This is a genomic window from Bifidobacterium sp. ESL0682, from assembly GCF_029392815.1.
Taxonomy (GTDB): domain Bacteria; phylum Actinomycetota; class Actinomycetes; order Actinomycetales; family Bifidobacteriaceae; genus Bifidobacterium.
In genome coordinates this window covers 527,585-545,693 of sequence record NZ_CP113942.1, presented here as the reverse complement: position 1 = coordinate 545,693, position 18,109 = coordinate 527,585, and the positions used below count along the sequence as shown (strand labels likewise).

General features: G+C 54.5%; 17 protein-coding genes and 4 tRNA genes. 6 read left to right on the top strand and 15 right to left on the bottom strand.

The annotated features are described in order from the left end of the window. The first annotated feature begins 461 nt into the window (after window positions 1-461). Together OZX57_RS02210 and OZX57_RS02205 are read left to right on the top strand one after the other, a co-directional pair. Complete coding sequence (locus OZX57_RS02210; protein WP_277162544.1) at window positions 462-1,136, top strand: hypothetical protein; 675 nt, start codon at window positions 462-464, stop codon at window positions 1,134-1,136. Beyond that, complete coding sequence (locus tag OZX57_RS02205; protein ID WP_277162543.1) at window positions 1,133-1,414, top strand: hypothetical protein; 282 nt, start codon at window positions 1,133-1,135, stop codon at window positions 1,412-1,414. Before OZX57_RS02210 ends, OZX57_RS02205 begins: the two co-directional genes overlap by 4 nt. Before the next feature lie 8 nt (window positions 1,415-1,422). On the opposite strand, the gene OZX57_RS02200 is transcribed toward OZX57_RS02205, so the two are convergent. From OZX57_RS02200 to OZX57_RS02190, 3 genes are all read right to left on the bottom strand, one after another. Further along, entirely contained in the window at window positions 1,423-2,691 is a 1,269-nt protein-coding gene (locus OZX57_RS02200) for a tyrosine-type recombinase/integrase (protein WP_277162542.1), read from the bottom strand. A gap of 203 nt (window positions 2,692-2,894) precedes the next feature. Further along, window positions 2,895-2,981 (bottom strand) — tRNA-Ser (locus OZX57_RS02195). Between the two features lie 160 nt (window positions 2,982-3,141). Then, window positions 3,142-4,035 carry an EamA family transporter gene (locus OZX57_RS02190; RefSeq protein ID WP_277162909.1) on the bottom strand — a complete coding sequence of 298 codons (894 nt, stop codon included), beginning with the start codon at window positions 4,033-4,035 and terminating at the stop codon, window positions 3,142-3,144. A gap of 277 nt (window positions 4,036-4,312) precedes the next feature. Between OZX57_RS02190 and dinB the strand changes: the two genes are divergently transcribed. Next, window positions 4,313-5,779, top strand: coding sequence for a DNA polymerase IV (dinB, locus tag OZX57_RS02185; protein ID WP_277162908.1), 1,467 nt, complete (start codon window positions 4,313-4,315; stop codon window positions 5,777-5,779). Between the two features lie 20 nt (window positions 5,780-5,799). Here dinB and dapC read toward each other — a convergent pair whose 3' ends face one another. The 12 genes from dapC to OZX57_RS02125 all read right to left on the bottom strand — a co-directional run bounded on the left by dapC (window position 5,800) and on the right by OZX57_RS02125 (window position 15,681). After that, the gene (dapC, locus tag OZX57_RS02180) at window positions 5,800-6,936 is read right to left on the bottom strand and encodes a succinyldiaminopimelate transaminase (RefSeq protein WP_277162541.1); all 1,137 of its coding nucleotides are present in this window, start codon (window positions 6,934-6,936) and stop codon (window positions 5,800-5,802) included. Window positions 6,937-7,235: 299 nt separating this feature from the next. Next, complete coding sequence (gene fdxA, locus OZX57_RS02175) at window positions 7,236-7,559, bottom strand: ferredoxin (protein WP_277162540.1); 324 nt, start codon at window positions 7,557-7,559, stop codon at window positions 7,236-7,238. Between the two features lie 56 nt (window positions 7,560-7,615). Beyond that, window positions 7,616-9,175, bottom strand: a complete 1,560-nt coding sequence (locus OZX57_RS02170) for an amino acid permease (protein WP_277162539.1) — start codon at window positions 9,173-9,175, stop codon at window positions 7,616-7,618. A gap of 257 nt (window positions 9,176-9,432) precedes the next feature. Then, window positions 9,433-10,695, bottom strand: coding sequence for a UDP-N-acetylmuramate dehydrogenase (locus tag OZX57_RS02165; protein WP_277162538.1), 1,263 nt, complete (start codon window positions 10,693-10,695; stop codon window positions 9,433-9,435). Between the two features lie 130 nt (window positions 10,696-10,825). Further along, complete coding sequence (gene rpmG, locus OZX57_RS02160; protein WP_277162537.1) at window positions 10,826-10,996, bottom strand: 50S ribosomal protein L33; 171 nt, start codon at window positions 10,994-10,996, stop codon at window positions 10,826-10,828. A gap of 49 nt (window positions 10,997-11,045) precedes the next feature. After that, a tRNA-Met gene (locus tag OZX57_RS02155) sits at window positions 11,046-11,119 on the bottom strand. Between the two features lie 4 nt (window positions 11,120-11,123). Next, window positions 11,124-11,195 (bottom strand) — tRNA-Thr (locus OZX57_RS02150). Window position 11,196: 1 nt separating this feature from the next. After that, window positions 11,197-11,278, bottom strand: a tRNA-Tyr gene (locus OZX57_RS02145). Between the two features lie 284 nt (window positions 11,279-11,562). Next, window positions 11,563-12,645, bottom strand: a complete 1,083-nt coding sequence (locus OZX57_RS02140) for a histidinol-phosphate transaminase (protein ID WP_277162536.1) — start codon at window positions 12,643-12,645, stop codon at window positions 11,563-11,565. Between the two features lie 265 nt (window positions 12,646-12,910). Then, complete coding sequence (gene groES / locus OZX57_RS02135) at window positions 12,911-13,204, bottom strand: co-chaperone GroES (RefSeq protein WP_277162535.1); 294 nt, start codon at window positions 13,202-13,204, stop codon at window positions 12,911-12,913. A 243-nt stretch (window positions 13,205-13,447) separates the two neighbouring features. Next, complete coding sequence (locus OZX57_RS02130) at window positions 13,448-14,830, bottom strand: hypothetical protein (RefSeq protein WP_277162534.1); 1,383 nt, start codon at window positions 14,828-14,830, stop codon at window positions 13,448-13,450. Between the two features lie 260 nt (window positions 14,831-15,090). Further along, entirely contained in the window at window positions 15,091-15,681 is a 591-nt protein-coding gene (locus OZX57_RS02125; protein ID WP_277162533.1) for a GNAT family protein, read from the bottom strand. 152 nt (window positions 15,682-15,833) lie between these two features. Here OZX57_RS02125 and OZX57_RS02120 point away from each other — a divergent pair, with 152 nt between their 5' ends. From OZX57_RS02120 to OZX57_RS02110, 3 genes are all read left to right on the top strand, one after another. After that, window positions 15,834-16,574, top strand: coding sequence for a 5-formyltetrahydrofolate cyclo-ligase (locus OZX57_RS02120; protein ID WP_277162532.1), 741 nt, complete (start codon window positions 15,834-15,836; stop codon window positions 16,572-16,574). A 226-nt stretch (window positions 16,575-16,800) separates the two neighbouring features. Next, a complete protein-coding gene (locus tag OZX57_RS02115) occupies window positions 16,801-17,004 on the top strand; it encodes an FmdB family zinc ribbon protein (protein ID WP_277162531.1) in 204 nt (67 codons plus the stop codon). A gap of 280 nt (window positions 17,005-17,284) precedes the next feature. Continuing rightward, the gene (locus tag OZX57_RS02110; RefSeq protein WP_277162530.1) at window positions 17,285-18,094 is read left to right on the top strand and encodes an SAF domain-containing protein; all 810 of its coding nucleotides are present in this window, start codon (window positions 17,285-17,287) and stop codon (window positions 18,092-18,094) included. Window positions 18,095-18,109 lie beyond the last annotated feature (15 nt).

Sequence of the window (18,109 nt, the reverse complement as noted above, 5' to 3'; positions counted from 1 at the left end):
AATTTACGCACAAAACGTTCGAGGCTGGTTCGAGTTACCAACGTTCTGCGCTTGGTAGGTTTCACCGCCTCCACTTTGCCTGTGGCGATAAGCCTGCTTAGAGTGCTTTTTGACACGCGGATTGCTTTCGATGCTTCTTCCTTGCTCAGCAAGGCCGGGTAACCGTCAAACAGTCCCGCGTTCCTTTCACGCTTTTCCATGTCTCACCTCCTTTCGGCTGACAGGCATAAGCGTGCACCCGAGATTTTGATATTTGGGGCGCATAAATGGTGCCCCCATTTAACGAAAAGCCCGGAATTCCGCCATAAACCAGCGATGATAAAATGAGAACCATATCATCAATTTTGCTGGGAGAGAAAATGAAAACGGAAGAAGACCATGAAAACGAACGGGGCTGGCCTCTGGATGATGTCCATTTGTATGTGGCCATGCTCATAGTCCGACTACGGAAACATATAATCATGGAAGAACAGCTCTTGGAAAGCCTGGAATCCGGGGTCGGGGTCAGCAGATACGGCGTTGAGCCGAATGAAACGGTACTGAGGAACCTGCTGCTGAAATTGTGCAATGACTTCGATGTCTCTTACAAAAACAGTTGGGACCACGGCCGTGAGCCTCAATATCCGCAACGCCCGCGTTTCCCGGACACTGATTCTATATTGAACAACGAAATCCGCAACGAACTGTTTGACGGAAACGAGTCAGAGACTGAAGACGATGGCGCAAAACCGCGCAAAAAAGGAAAACGTACATCCAAAAAAGAGGCCGACAGATTCTACCGGAATAGGGCATATATTCGGGAACTTTTCGCGAGCTACGAGTACGACGAGAACGGAAAGACGATAGGCTGGAAAACCGGTAAGGACCAAGACAAGAAGCTCAAAAAAGCCGGTAAAAAACTTCTATTGGACATGGGCAAGAAACCGCCGAGCAAGTCATACCCTCTCGACCTGATGTACTGCAACGTCTACGAATATGACCCGACCAAAAACCTGCAACAGGATTCAATGAGAACAGCTATCAAAGCATCCAACTGCTCATGGCGGCACATGAACTGTTCATACTCAAGGAACAGGCAAGGGATGAGCTGGGGGTCACTTTGTGGTTCCTTTGCTATGTCATCGGAGTCCCTGTGAAATCCATACACAAGGTCACCGGCATTCCGGAAAGCACCATCAGAGCATGGGGCAAGAAGGAAAGGGCCACGCTCAAAAGCAAAAAGAAATTCAGAAGGAACTCAAATACGCAATTTGGACACCTACCCGACGAATTATATGACGACGATTTCGATGTGAGAGCATTGACTCGTTTTCTCAAAGACCATGGCCATCCCGGCAAGTCTAAAGACGCATCCCACTACGAACAAGATGAATACATCGAGGGGCTGTTGGAATCGCTTGATTTCCTTTCATGAGCAAACCATCACTCCAAGCCCGCCAGTTCGGTTTTCAGCTTTGTGACATCTGCCTCGGCATCACGCAGCCTTTTCTCGGCCTGTTCGAGTTCCGCCATCACCAATTCAGGCGTGCGCTCTGGAGCAACCAGCGAATCAAAGACCTTATCGGCGACCCGTCTCTCACCCTTATCGTTGGCACGCTGATAGAGTTGCAGGCTCACTTTGGCGTCAGCATGACGTCCATAGAGCTGGGCTTCTTTGGGCGTACCAATACGTGACGCAGCAGTGATTGCCGTGGCTCGAAGCGTATGGAAATGCAAATCGGGGCGACCAGCAGCTTCCTTTGCCTTGTCAAACTGTTCTCGCAACGATATTGGAGCAAGAATATCCCCGCGCTGGGGACGGATGACCATAGCCTCTGCACCCTTGTCGCAATAGCTCTTCAAATGCGCCTTTAGCATGGGTACGAAAGCGTCAGGTATAGGCAGGTCAGCGTTGCTGCTCTCTGTCTTGGTCGCCTTCAGCCTCAATTCGCCCACATCACCCTCGCCACGGGCAAGCGAATGACGCACATGCAGCACGCCATGCTTGAAATCCAAGTCCCTGCGCTGCAACGCACAAACCTCCGAGATACGCAAGCCGAACACCGCTCCCAGATATATTGCGATACGCGAATATTCCGGCATAGCCTCATACATTGCTCTCAGTTCATCCTGAGTAGCCTCGGGAATCATGGATTGCTCGGATTTGGGCAACTTCGGGTTCGGACGTATGCAGGGCGATTTCTTAACGATGCCCTCGCTGACCGCCTTTCTGAAAATGGCCTTCAATGTCTGATACGCACGACGCTGGGCATGCACACCTTCATCAAAGCCATCGTACCAACGGTTAACATCTTCCTCACTGATTGCCTCTACCTGCATCTCACCGAAAAACCTGTCCAAATGGTCGACCGATTCGCGTTTCTTACGCATGGAAGACTCTACAAGCTTGGAACCATCAGACGCACGATAATGTTGTAGAAAATCGTCCGCATAATCGGAAAAGATGACCTCGTTTCTCGATTCCGTTACTTCCCGCTCTTTCGGAGTCAACCACTGGATATGGTCTCGGAAACATTCATCTCGGTATTTCTCCTCGGCATCGAGCCAAGCCTGAGCCATGGCCTTCGCCCCCAACGGGAAACGCTTGGTTATCTCGGCACCCGACAACGGGTTCTTGTACCGCGCCGATAGCGACACCGCTTCGCCACGCCGGTTCTTGCGTGTCCTGATATTTCCGAACTCCGAACGCATTGCTTTTCTCCTCGGCATACCGCACCGACCCTTCCGGTCAGGGTGCGTACCATAAAACGTACCATAACTATCTGTATTCCTGACCATTTATGGGTCATGCTGACAACAACGCCGTATGTCACAGAAAGTCCGAAAAACCTTGCAATTGCAAGGAAAACCGCATGAAAAAAGGCTTCCAAGGAAAACCTCGGAAGCCCTATTCGCGGAGCCGGAGAGATTCGAACTCTCGAACCGCTTGCGCAGTTAACACCTTAGCAGGGTGCCCCTATCGGCCACTCAGGCACAGCTCCGAGCTGCACACGCATACGCGAGCGCAACATTTGAATACTATAACAGCATCCGGCGACTCGCGCCACTCCGAATTTTTACCCGTGTCTCCGTTGGCCGAATTGCTGCCCTACACGACGGGGCGATGAATATGACCGGTGATGGACGCAGCATTCCCGCTTTCTACATTGTTTCCGGGTCAAGTTGACGATGACCAGAGAACGTAATCACCACGGCAACGATGACCAATGCGACACCTGCCAAATCGCCCAAAGTCGGGATCTCGCCGATGATGAGACCCACCAAAAGCGCCATCACCGGGTTAATCGCCTGAATGACGGAATAGCGGGCGGAACTGACACGGCGCATGATGACCTGATCGATGATGTAAGGGAGGAACGAGGCAAATACGGCGACCACCAGCATCACGCCCAGCAATTTCAGCGCACCGAATTGGCCTCGAGCCCATGTCGCACTCGGTTTGGGGCTGATGACGCCTTTAATCGCCGGGACGGCAAGGAAAACCGACTGAACCAACCAGCCGATGAACATGCTGAGTGTCAGGGAATCGAGCGGATTCGAACGCTGCGCGACCATACGGCCGAAGACGATGTAGCAACCCCACATCACGCCGTCGATGAGGATGGCAATCAGCCCAAGTAGAAAATGCGGATATTTAGTCGGATTTGCAAACGACACGCCGGCAAGCAGGACCACTCCCGCGGCAGCGAGCACGATACCGACACGTTCACGCCAACTGTGGCCGGTAATCACGGCAACACCAAGAGGACCGACGAATTCAATGGAAACGGCGATGCCCATGTCCATGTTGCTCATGCCCAAATAGAACAGCGTGTTCATCAGCATTACCGATATGCCTGCGAGCGCGACAATCCACCAATCGCGCGAAGTGCGCGGCAAGCCAGCACGTTTCGCCTTCGAGAACGGGCGACGCCAAGCCATCATCAGCACCGCGACGAAACCGACGCGATACCAGGCGGCAAGCAACGGGTCGAGCTGGGTGAACGCCAATTTGGCGACCGACGTGGCCAGATAGATCATCAGGCCCTCGCCCATGATGATAAGCACCACCGGAATGCGGTTGAATACGGCATCCAGTCGCGAACCGGACGAGCGAGCGTCTACGGAAGTACGGGATTCGCGGTGTTGCTGAGAAGAAGACGATGAAGACGACGGCATAATCACTTAAATTACACCATACTGACCAATATTTGAAGGGTGTCTTTTGAAACATGATACGGCATGCGTTTCCATTGCGGCACTCTGGATTTTCGGAGCCATCGGCGGCTTCACACGCACAGTGAACGACATGGCTCGCACCTACAATGGGGGCATGAGTACAGCACCAAGGAACGCCGCCGCGAAACGCGACTGGGGTCACGACGAGACCGGCTGCACGGTGCTGCACATCGACATGGATGCCTTCTACGCCTCACTGGAAATCGCTCGGCATCCCGAGCTTCGCGGCCGTCCGGTCATCATCGGTTGGCCCGGGCCACGAAGCGTGGTATCGGCAGCGAATTACGAGGCACGCAAATACGGCGTGAATTCGGCGATGCCGATGGTACGGGCGCAACAGCTTTGCCCTGGCGGTGCGTATGTGCGGGTCGACATGGCCTATTACCGGATGATGTCAAAACGCATTTTCGACGAAGTGTTCCGGCAAGTCACCGATCAGATCGAGCAGGTTTCCGTCGATGAAGGCTATATGGACGTTTCTGGCGCTCTGCTGCGTTGGAAGTCACCGAGCGTCATCGGCGCGTGGATTCGGGCACAGGTGGCACAACGCTTCGGCATCACTTGCTCGGTGGGCATCGCGGCAAACAAACTCGTGGCGAAGATGGCCTCGACCAATGCGAAACCGGACGGGATGCTGCTCATTCCGAAGGCACAGCATGCGCAATTCGTCCAGATGATGCCATTGCGTGGCATTCCTGGCATCGGACCTTCGCTCGAGAAACGGCTCAACGAATGGGGCGTCAAAACCGTGGCCGACCTGGCCAAGATGGACGAAACGGCTTTGCTGCAGGCGACGCGTTCGAAAATAACCGCGCACAATCTCTATCTTGCCGCCCGCGGGGAGGATGAACGACCCATCGTCACTCATGCGCCGGAAAAGTCCATCGGCGCGGAAATCACCTTCGAGCAGGACACACGTAATTTCGAAGAGGTTCGCGAGCTGTTGCACCATTGCAGCAACGAAGTGACGCACGCCTTGCGACAGAAAGATTTGGTGGCGCGAACGGTGACGGTGAAACTACGGTTCGCCGACATGAGCTACTCCACCAAGGCGCATACGCTCGAACGGCCCATTGACACTGCTGCGGCGATGTACCCCGAATCCGTGGCACTTTTGAAAGCCATGCTCAAAATGCCGGCAGATGCCGATGACAACACTCCCCTGCCACGCGAGATTCGGCTTGCCGGCGTCAGCGCCAGCTCGCTGAGCAATAAGAACGAAACCCCAGTGCAGCTGACGATTGAGGATTTGCTGGGCGATAACGCTAGCGACAGCAATGATCAGGCACACGGCAGCAACGCTGACCATACATTTAATGGTCACAGCGAGTCGCAAAACAACGAGCGCAACAACTCCGCCACAAACAGCAACAACGGCGGCAGCAATAGCGACAACACGAACAGCACCAAGCGCAACAATAACGAAAAACGCATCCGCAACGCCGAGACCGTGCTTGATGCCGTCAGAGAGCGTTACGGAACGGGCGCAGCCAGCCTGGGACTGGAACATGGCGACTGGAAAGCCAAGCAAGTCGCCAACAACAGCAAGCCTAAGCCCTGAGTCGCACGGCTTTCAAGCTTTCAGCTACGCAGACGAGCGACGACCTCGGCTATGGACGCGTCTGTGGCGGTAGCGGAGAAACGCAGATAGGCGGGAGCGCCGTAGAATTCGCCCGGACTGGCGATGATGCCTAGACGGGCTAAATCGCCCATGTCTTGCCAGCAATCGCCGCTCTTGGTACGAACCCACACGTAGAGCGCACCTTGTGGCATATGCGCGTCATAGCCATAAGCACACAGAGCGTCAACCAGTTGGTGCAGACGACTGGCATAGCGGGCATGCTGGGTGCTGACGGCATCAGAATCTCGCAACGCCTCAGCCATTGCGGCCTGAATCGGGCCGGGAATGATTTCGCCAATTTGCTTGCGGTAGACGGTCATCGGTCGAAGAAGTTCGGAATCACCGGCGATAAGCGCGGTGCGGTAGCCGGCCATGTTGGACTGCTTGCTCAGCGAATAGAGCACGAGAATGCCCTTGGCACTGCCGTCGCAGACATCGGGCTGCAGCATGCAAGGCGCCGGACTTGGCTCAGCGTCGTCGTTATCAGTCCATGTCAAGAGGCCGTAACATTCGTCGGAAAGGACCACGGCACCGATTTCGCGAGCCGCGGCGACGATGCCGCGCATCTGCGGGGCCGAAAGCACCTCGCCGGTAGGATTGCTTGGGGAATTGACCCAAACAGCCTTGACGCCCGGAATGGAGCGCCACGAATCCACATCGGCAATGTCGGCAGCCTTGTAAGTTTTGGCACCGGCCAATTGGGTGCCGATATCATACGTGGGATAAGACACCGCAGGCTGCACAATGACATCGCCGGGACCGAAATGCAGCAGCGAGGCCATCAAGGCCACAGCCTCTTTGGAACCCACCGTGGGCACGAAGTCGGCACCGATCGCTTCAAAATCGACTCCGCGATTGGCACGGAACCACTCCGGCACAGCCTTACGCAAATCCTTGGTACCGGCAACGGTCGGATAGCCGTAAGCATTCGGCAAATTTGCGGAATCGGCAAGCGCACGTTGAACTTTGGCCGGCACAGGGTCAACCGGGGAGCCGACGGAGAGGTCGATCATGCCACCAGGAGCCTTCTTCGCCGTTTCCTTAAAAGGCACAACACGATCCCAATCATAGGGAGAATCAAACCTGTAAAAACCCATCTGCCGCCGCCTTTCACATCAATCTATCTGAAGGAAAATACCTAATTGCGATGATACCGGCAACAATGCCAAATGACATTCGATAAGCCAAATGATATCTGTACTATTGCTGTTTTCGGCTTTCATGACGATGCAAGATAAGCTCCAGATACATCCATTCCACCCTTGAAGAGCTGATGTGTCAGAAAGAAGAATACGTCAGGAAGAGACGCATCCCTCCTCCACTCCGATAAAACAAACCCGCGTGCTTCACCTCATCAGATGAAAACACGCGGGTTAGTAAAAACGAACCGAAAGAATCAGTCCTGATTCTGCGGAGGAAGCGCGGCGATACGGGCCTCGTCCTTGCCGGACGGGCCAGCAGCCTGGGCACCGCCCAAATCGCCGAGATCGTTGAAATAAGTGACCGCAGCATCTTTGTACCACGCCCACTCATCAGGCACGTCATCCTCGTAGAAAATCGCCTCGGTGGGGCACACCGGCTCGCACGCACCACAATCCACGCACTCGTTGGGATTGATGTAGAGCGTACGGTCACCTTCGTAAATGCAGTCGACCGGGCACTCGTCCACACATGCCTTGTCCTTGACATCAATGCAAGGCTGAGCAATCACATAAGCCATTGAGGAGGCCTCCTTACAACCTGAACTTTCTTTAGGGTACGTGAACGCAACGACGGTTATTCGCCGGATTCTGCCTTGGCCTGCGCCGTTTCGGCCTCCTTGGCCCTTTGAGCTTTCACCTTTTTAAGGTCGGCATCCAGCTCGCCGGTGCCCAGGCGCGAATGCCTGTAGGAGTAGCAGAAATAGATGCAGAAGCCAATCAGGAGCCAGACGACGAAACGAATCCAGGTGAGCACCGAAAGGTTGAGCATCAGCCAAAGGTTGGCAACGGCGATGAGAATCGGAATCCATGGATTGCCCGGAATCTTGAACGAGCGGTGCAGGTCGGGACGCTTCTTGCGCATGATCGGGATGGAAATCGCGACCAAAGTGAACGCCGAGAGCGTGCCGATGTTGATCATGTCGGAAAGAACGTTGATGTTGAAGCAAGAGGCGACGAAGGCCACCACGACGCTGGCACCGACCTGCAGCTTGGCTGGCGTGCCGTGCTTGCCAACCTTGGAAAGGCCACGCGGCAGCAGGCCGTCACGGCTCATCGCGAAGACCACGCGGGTCAGCGACAGCAACATGACCATGACCACGGTGGTCAGGCCGAGCACGATGGCAAAGGAAATAATCTTGGCGGCCCAGGTGGCACCGACCAACTCGAAGCCTGTGGCCAACGACGGGTTCTTGGCTTTGGCGAGGTCCTTATAAGAGACCATGCCGGTGGTAACAACGGTGACGAGGACATACATGATGATGACGAGCACCATGCCGAGACCAAGGCCGAGCGGCACGTTGCGGGCGGGGTTCTTGGTCTCCTCACTGACGGTGGCGACCGCATCGAAGCCGATGAACGCGAAGAAGACGAGAGCCGCACCGGAAATGATGCCGGAAACACCGTAAATGGTGGGCTGCTGGCCGATGATCCATTGGAACAGCGGCTGGGTCATGATGCCGTTGGATGCGGCGCCCGGCACGGAACTAGCCGGCTGCGACGGCGGGACGAACGGAGTGTAGTTGGACGGCTTGATGTAGAAGAAGCCAACGATGACCACGAAAACGACGATGCCAATCTTCAAAATCGTGAACGCACCGTCAACACGGGCGCCAATCTTGGTGCCGAACACCAGAAGGACGGTGAAGAACGCGACAACAATCAGCGGGGCCCAATCAAAGGTGAACCAGCCGAAATTGATTTCAGTGCTGGAATTGAAGCCCATCAGGTGCAGGAAATCGTTGAGGTAGACGCTCCAGTACTTGGCGATCACCGAGCTGGCCATGAGCATCTCAAGAATGAGGTCCCAGCCGATAATCCAAGCCATCAGTTCGCCGACCGTGGTGTAGGTGAACGTGTAGGCAGAACCGGCTGCGGGAATCATCGACGCAAACTCCGCATAGCACATCACGGCCGCCGCGCAGATGATGCCGGCGATCAGGAAGCTGATGATAGCGGAAGGGCCAGCGTGGAAGGCGATGGCCTGTGCACCCACGGAGAAAATGCCTGCACCAACGGCGACGGCCACGCCCATGACGGCAAGGTCCCAAGCCCCCAGATTACGCACCAGCTTACGGTCGCCGGTGGCGGTTTCGGCAAGCGTCTGCTCTACCGATTTTGTTCTAAACAGATCCATTGGAAGTTAACCCTTCTCATTCTCGTGGCCTGGTAAAAAGACCTATCGAAAGAATAGAAATATGGCATGACGATGGTAGTGTCCGACTCATATAGCGGACAATTTATTCGACGGAAACTCAATATCTATCGAATATCGATGGTTAGAGCTTATAAAGCGATAGTCGCCAAAACGTGACTACCATTATTGATAAAACACCTCGTAAAGAGGAGGTATCGTTTTAACACATTTAACACATGAGATTCCGAAATCTCATCTCATCGCAAATCCATGCCAACGACCACAGGCTCAGGAACCAGACGAACGCCGAATTTTGCTTCCACACCATCTTGGATGACGCGTGCCAATTCGGCGATATCGCTCGCTTTGGCACCACCTCGGTTGGTCAAGGCAAGCGTATGCAAGGTCGAAAGGCCAGCAGAGGCGCCATCATGCAACTGATAGCTTTTATGGAAACCGGCGTGGTCGATCAGCCATGCGGCCGAGGTCTTGATGCCCGGTTGCCCATCGGGCAAAACCGCATCGAACCGCGGGGCATCTTCCGGAAGTGCTGCCGCTTGAGCGGCGTCCAATATCGGGTTCATAAAGAAGCTGCCGCAACTGTGACGGTCAAAATCCTGATGGAACCCGGCTTCACCACTCACGTTGGTGAAGCGATCGTGACTGGCCAGTTTGCCCGCCGACAACACATCGGTGACAATATGGAAATTCTTGCAACCACGCATCCAAGGCGACAAGTATCGACTCATGTCTTCCAACATGCCCTTGGCGGCACGAACTTTGAGCACAGCCTGACGGATATCGGCAATCGGCATCCGCTCCCCCATCTCGACGCCGAGAGCCTTGGCCAGCTGACCGAACGCAACCTCATTGGTCTCGTTACGCTGCAACGTAAAGGTGACCGAAAGCACCACATAGCGCGGCGTCGGGAAATAGCTGTCGGCCGGAGTCGCTGGAGCTGTATACATACTTGATTTCAAGGCCGAACTACGGTATCCGAAATGCATATCATTGCGATCAAGCTGGCTTACTCTCTTGCTTTCGCGGTCGAAAACCCGGACCGAAGACACCGACGAAGCGACTTCCTGGCCATAGGCACCGATGTTCTGCACCACTGAAGCTCCTACGGTTCCAGGCACTCCGGAAAGCCCTTCAACACCCGAAAAACCGGAATCAACACAAAACGCGACGAAATCGTCCCAGTTCACACCCGCCTGCGCCACAATGGAAACTGCACCGGCATCAACACCGGCATGGGCATCATCGTCCAACACCGAAATACCTCGACGGGCATCACGCACCACGACACCGTGGAACGGTTCATCATCAGCCAATAGATTCGACCCGCCGCCAATCACCAACAGCGGCAGTCCTTCGGCATCGGCACCACGAACGGCCGCAATGAATTCCTCTTCGCTTTGCGCCTCGACGAATCGATCGACAGCCCCGCCGACGCCAACGGTCGTCAGTTGTGCCAATGTCGGTGTCGTAGGTTGTGACGAATCCGTTTGCCCTGTCATGCTGTCGTCGCCTGTCCTTTCATCATTTTTCATCGTGTTTGCTACCGACATTTTCTAATATCAAATTGAAAATATTCGGGATTAAATACGAAAAAGCCCGACCGCAGTCAGGCTTCAAATCCGCTAAAACTCAACGAGTCTCGCGATGCACAGTTTCCTTGCCGCAACGAGGGCAGAACTTCTTCAACTCAAGACGATCCGGAGTGTTACGACGATTCTTCGTCGTAATGTAGTTACGCTCCTTGCACTCCGTGCATGCCAGCGTGATGCCCGGACGGACTGCGGCGCTTTTGCTTGCCATTGGTTCACCTTCTGCGTGTTGTTCCTTGCCGACGTATGTCGGAAGTTTGTAGCGGGAAAGAGACTCGAACTCTTGACCTTACGATTATGAGTCGTACGCTCTAGCCAGCTGAGCTATCCCGCCAAAGAGCCTCGGGTGAGAATCGGACTCACGACCTCTTCCTTACCAAGGAAGTGCTCTACCACTGAGCTATCGAGGCGTGGCGGATAGTGGATTCGAACCACTGAAGCTATCAGCGGCTGATTTACAGTCAGCTCCCTTTGACCGCTTGGGAAATCCGCCAATTACTCACTTCTCAGTTTTAACCACCTTGAAGCAGGCAACTTGACTATAATGGCACGGACTGCAGACGGATGCAAGCCACGACACGCCTAGTGTGTCGAAAACAGCGTAACAAAACTGGTGCTCTCAAGCGACATCAAGGCTCAAATTCCGCCAAATCATTGGCTTTTGCGTATAAATATAAACTAAAAAAACAAACTCATCAGTCAAATCCATCACAATCGCAAAGCGGCCATTGGCGAAATGCGCAATGGCCGCTTTCAGCGATTACCGTCAACGATAACTCAGGCGATGCCGTCGTCTTTCAGGGACTTGCAAACCTCGATGACTTTGTCGTTGGCTTCGGTCTCGCCGATGGAGATGCGGATGCCCTCGCCTTCGAAGACGCGGGTGGAAAGGCCGGCGGCCGTGAAACGGGCTGCGGCTTCGGAGGTTTTATCACCAAGCGGAAGCCAGAAGAAGTTCGCGTACGGCTCCGGGAAATCCCAGCCCTGTTCACGCAGCGCGCTCACCACACGACCACGTTCGCCAATCAGCGCCTGTACACGCTCCATCAGTTCGTCCTTGGCATCGAGCGAAGCAAGTGCGGCGATCTGGGCGGATTGGGTGACGCCGAAAGGCAGTGACATCTTGCGCATGCCGGTGATGACATCAGGCTGGGCGATGCCATAGCCAATACGCAGACCGGCCAGACCATAAGCCTTGGAGAAGGTGTGGGCCACGACGATGTTCGGATACTCGCGATAGAGCTTCATACCGACGCTGGTGTCAGGGGCGGTGTTGAAGTGGATGTAAGCCTCGTCGAACAGCACGATGACATCGCTGGGAACGGCCTCCATCAGGCGGCGGGCATCCTTGTCGCTCACCGACGAAGAGGTCGGATTGTTCGGGTTGTTGACGATGATCATACGGGTCTTGTCGTTGATCGCAGCAATCATCGCGTCGATGTCGTGACCGCCGTCGGGACGGTTGGGAATCTGGACACTGGTCGCACCAGCGCCGGAAACGATGATTGGATACGCCTCGAAGCTGCGCCACGGGTAAATCACCTCGTCACCCGGGCCTGCCAAAAGGTTGGTGAGCTGGGTAATGACCTCAGTGGAGCCACAGCCGAGGACGATCTCGTCCTGGCCGACTTCGTAATCCTTGGCGAGGCGTTCGACGACCTGCCAACCGCCCATGTCTGGGTAACGGTTGATGCGGTCGAGCGCGTGGTCTTCGATGGCCTTCTGAACGCTTGGCAGCGGTGGGTACGGATTCTCATTGCTGGAGATCTTGAAGGACTTCTGGCCCGCGACTGCGGGGGCCGGCTTACCCTGCTTGTAAGCGGGGATGGTATCAACTATGGCACGATGTTTGAAAGTCATAATCGCATTGTAAGCCGCGACAAGAAATATTGCACATTTGCGATTCAAGTTCAAGACAGATTTCAAAATACGCTTTGCTGCAAAAGAGAGGGAAGACGATTCCTTAAAATTCTAAAATCACGCGATCGGACGCAATAAACAATAAAGCATGATTACACAAATCAAACCAAACCGCTTAAAGATTCGAGAAAACAAATAAAAATGCGTCCCAACCACCATCTGCATGGCTGGGACGCATCGTTACAAACTTGCGAAAATGACGCTATCAGTTCAGAATCGCGAGCACGTCGCGAGCACCGACGATGAGGTAATCCTCACCCTGATAGTGCACCTCAGTGCCGCCATACTTGGAATACAGCACCTTGTCCCCGACCTTGACATCCATCGGGATGCGGTTGCCGTTATCGTCGCGACGACCCGGGCCGACGGCCAGAATCTCGCCCTGCTGCGGCTTTTCCTTGGCGTTGTCCGGGATGTAAAGGCCGGATGACGTCTGCGTCTCCGCTTCGGCTTGCTTGACAATAATCTTGTCTTCCAACGGTGTAAGTGAGATCGACACTGTGGACCTCCTCTTTCTTTATGAGAGTTTCATTTCCTCGCGCGAGGACACCGCTTTCAGAGGCTGACGATCACTTTCGGCACCGTCCCTTTGCGCTTACCTGTCTATCGTAGCGCGAAAATTAGCACTCTGCCAACCCGAGTGCTAACGCTCTGAGTGAAACCTTCACATTTCAATAAAAAACAGTTGGAGTTCCAACGTATGCGTGGAACTCCAACAACGAAAAGAATCTAAATGTAACACTCAGACGTGGCGACGCTCAAGAATCTTCTCAAGTCCAGTGCCCAAAGAATCGGATGAGACCGCCGGAGCCTCGGCATCAGCGGAAAGCTCGGAAGCATGGAACTTCTCGGGATCGCTGGCGTACGCACGCGACTTATCGTTCACCGGGCTGCTTTTCTTGGCAGCAGCCTTGGCACGCCTGCGACTCTTCTTGACAGATTTCTTATTCAGGGAAGAGTCGGCGGCATCCGTACGATGAGAACGTGAAGACGAGGAAGACTTCGCCGTCTTCGCTTCGACCTTCTTGCTGTCGCTCTCGGTTTTCTCTGCAACCGATGACGTCGAATCCGAATGAGCAGAAGTGCTTTCGGCGTCCGACTTTGTGGTTGCCTTGGCTTCGGCTACCTGCCGCGTAGACTTGATTTCCAAGCTCTTCGGCTCCTCGCTCTTGACCTCGACGCCGTTGCGCGGCGCACCCAGAGAGAACGAAATGAGATCCTGGTTCGATGCCAAATCAACGACATCAAGAGCCGGCGCGGGATGCACCTGCTCTAGCTCATGCGTGGCATCAGTAGGCTCATTTGCCTGCGCCTGCTGAGCTTTTTGTGCTTTAGAAACAGCATCATCAGTACGATGCGCATCAGTATGCTTGCTGGAAACCTGCGCTGTCCGCTTCACGGACTTTTCGGCATCCTTGTCTTCAGGACGACGCTGACGCTGCTTAGCGGACGACGATGCCTTATCGGCTTTCTGGGCATCGGCCCTGGCACGCGCAGTCGATGCACCTTCCGCTTTCTCGGAGCTGCTGTCTACATCAACACTAGCTTGCGCAGCAATCTTCTCTTCGGCACCCTTGCGGCCCTGTGCCGACTGATGCTTGGCACGACGCTTTTCGGCACGTTCCTTTTCGGCCTTGGTCTCACGCAGAGCCTGCTGAATCTCCTGCTCGGCCATCATGCCGGTTGGCTGCTCATCTTCGGAGACAGGTGCCTTGGCGGTATCTTGATCAGTCACGTCGCTTTGTTTGACAGACTGAGGACTATCTTGGCGAGCCGAGCGCCGAGCCTGGGCTCGGGTTCTAGCTTCGGCTTCGCGTTTGGCTTTCAGATTACGCTCCCAAGCACGTGCATGATTGGCCGTGCGCACGCCAAAGGCCACGACCACTGCCAGCAAAACGGCGGGAATCAAGGCAAACAGCGGGCTGAAGTTCAGAGGGAACGAAATGCCCAAAACAACAAGGGTAATGACCAACAACGTTGCAGCAATGATGGCGCGACGACGAGCTGCTTCACGACGCAACTGACGGACACGAGCGACCTTTGCACGCTCTTTGGCGGCTTTTGTAGAATCTGCAATCGGCGCAGCCGATGACCCCTCTATGGCATTTGCCTGAACCGAATGCATGAGAACCCCCTGACAAAGGTTGCCGGGTATCGCAGAACCTGGTACCGCTGCGTTCATCAACCAGATGCAACGACGGCGAATACTTGTCCTCGCGGTGCTCGACCACCCTGTTCATGCTATCCGCCGTACACCGCGGCAGCCAGCCAAGTATCAAAATAGCGAGAATGACCAGCACAACAATGCTGCTCACCCACGTATAATCCATATGTCCAAGAATAGAGAGTGTTAGTGACTTTTTACACGCATGTAATTCGGGCGTGTCATGCAAGCAAACGACGCACAAAACCTTGCGGGGCGTCCTCAGCCAGCAGGCTATAGACATCGTGATCGTGCCACTGATTGTTGATGAACATGCTCTTCAACCGAATGCCCTCATGGTGAGCATCCAGTTTTTGCGCGACACGGCGGGAACGCTGGTTTTCCGGCAGCATGGAAACCTCCAGACGATGCAGTCTCGGACCGGCGGAATCGAGCATCGCCCAATCCGCAAGCATCGCCACGGCCAGCGGCGCCACGCCATGACCAATGTGACCTTGATCGACCCAGTAGCCGATATTTCCGCTACGCATCGAACCGTAGCAAATCGCACCTATCGAAACCTGTCCGATAATGGCCATTTGATATTCGATAACGAAGAATGCCCCGGCTCCGCAGGCCTCGTCAGCACGCTGCCGCTGAATCCACGTGTTGAACGTCAGGCCCGGACCATGCATCGGATCGTTGGAATCCCAAGGCGCAAGCCACTCCGCATTGCGCTGTCTGGTTTCGTTCCAGCCTGCTTCGTCTTCGGCGGTTATCGGCCGTAGCCGAATCTGTATGGCGCCATCGGGTGGCATAAGTTCTCGAGGCATGACAATGGCATGGGGATTGGGCGCAAGCGCATTACGTAGCGAACGAAATACTGACACACGCTCATAGTACGCGTACGCACATTACTTTTATACAAACTCGGGCAACCATTTTTCAAAAAGCCGCACCACCCACGGCTAGTAGCATGGAAGACATGGAAAACGAAACTGACTTGACCGTAAAAGAGTGCAAAACTCGCATGCGCCGCGCTGCCATAGCCAGACGTAAGACGGTAGGCGAGGCAGAACGCACCGAGGCCGGGAAAAAGTTGATGAACCAAGTACAAAAACTGGTCAGCCATGGCAAGCACGCAACGGACGCATTCCCGTCTGACACGAACACCGAAGCGAACGCTGCGAACGGCGATCGATGCAATGTTTCATTGTCCGTAGGAGCTAGCGTGGCGGCATACGTTTCAATGGGAACGGAAGTGCCGACGTTGCCGTTGCTGGAGTGGCTGCTGAGCCAAGAACTGCGGGTACTGGTGCCCAGACTTGGCCGTGGACGAGATATCGGATGGAGCGAATACTCAGGCGAAAACGGCTTGCAGGAGATGCCTCGCAACGCTGCAGGCGGATTGCGGCCCAAGGAACCTTATGGAAAAGTCCTTGGAGCACAAGCCATCGAAGAGGCAACAATCGTGTTCATTCCCGCGTTCGCCATCGACCTTGACGGCCTGCGATTGGGGCGCGGTGGCGGCTGGTACGACCAGGTTCTCGGGTTCTGCCGTCCTGATGCGCTTAAAATCGGAGTGTGCTGGGATTGGGAATTCATCGACCAATATGGGGCCGTGCCACGTGAATCACACGATATTCCTGTGGATGCCGTGGTGACAGACAAACGAATCATCGGCATATCCAAGAAAAACTTAGCCATCAATGGCTCTGCAAACTGATTTACACGTAGCAATTCATGAAAAATCGCTGAAACGTGATTTCCTTTGCTCATGGGCCAGATCGCAAATATATTGCACGTTTGATCACTCCTCGCGCTTCGCATCTCGATATATTTCCCAAGCTGTATGAGCAGCAATATCTTCACCAGTGACGAACGAGCGTCAGGGCTGGGACTAGGATATGAACAGTTCAATCGTTGAGTTTTTACTTTTGTTGGAGGGACCGTTGCCTACCTATCATTATCGTTGCAAGAATTGTGGATACGATTTCACTGAGCAGCAGTCATTTTCCGACGACCCCATCACCATCTGCCCGAAATGCGGCGAGGAACAGGTGCGCAAGGTCTATTCGGCGGTACCCATCGAGTTCAAGGGGCACGGTTTCTATCGCACCGACAAGGGCGGATCATCCTCTTCGTCCGAAAAGTGACCCTCGAATAGGTTTATACGAATGGCGTTCTCGATGGATTCGATTCATTCTCGCTTGAAGCCGGATACTGAACCCATTGAGCTTGGCAAAGCGTGTGTTCTTCATAATTCTTATTCATTGCCTACACCTGCATCCACTGGATATCGTAGGGAATTTGCAATGTGAATAACTTTTGCGGATGTACACTGCCACACGCCTCAGATGTGCATAAGCCATAGCGTTCGACCACAGTAGTCGTTTTGGACGCGGAAATTTTTAATCTTGGTTCATCATGGTACACATGATGAACCTTTTTCATATCGGCAGCAAGATCGGCACGGGACGTAAGCCGACGCTCAAACAGCGACGTGACATGCGAAAGCTGCGCACCGTATCGGCGGCATTGTGCGCCGGACTCGCAGTGTTTTTCGCATTGCAATCCTTGACGAGCAGCATGGCCACCAAAACCGTAGTCGCCACCGTCCATGCCATCAAACGTGGCCACACCATTCGTAGCGACGACGTGCACCTTGTCCAGGTCAACGACAGTCCAGCCCTATCGGCTTTGTTCACTTCCGAAAAAGCCGTGGACGGATTGGTGGCACAGGTCGATATCGACTCAGGCGGTATCATTTCCAAGCCGATGGCACGGGCTTCCCCAGTGATCGCGCACGGTCTGACCGTCATCGACGTACGGGTGACCGGTTCACAATCCTCACTGATTGTCGGCGATAACGTCTCATTGGTCGGCAGTGCAGGATGCGAATCCGTGCCGAATCCGATAGCTCCACAAGCACAGCACCAGCAGCCTACCAGCGCGACAGATCCGGCGAGCCCAACGCTGGTAAACAATGCCTCAAGCGACGAATCCGAAAGCGGCCAATCGCCGATCGATACTGGTGATATAGAGGGGAACGATGCCGGTACTGAAACGTCACCCATGGAATCGACAGGCCAAACCTGCACACTGGCACCTCAAGCGACAGTGACGGGCAACCCTCATCGCAACGATGGCGGAATCACCACTGCTCAGCTTGCCATGCCTCCACAAGACGCGGCACGCATCATGGCGGTGCAGGAGCGGATGCCCATTATGGCTGCCAAATTATGAATGATGAATGGCGCA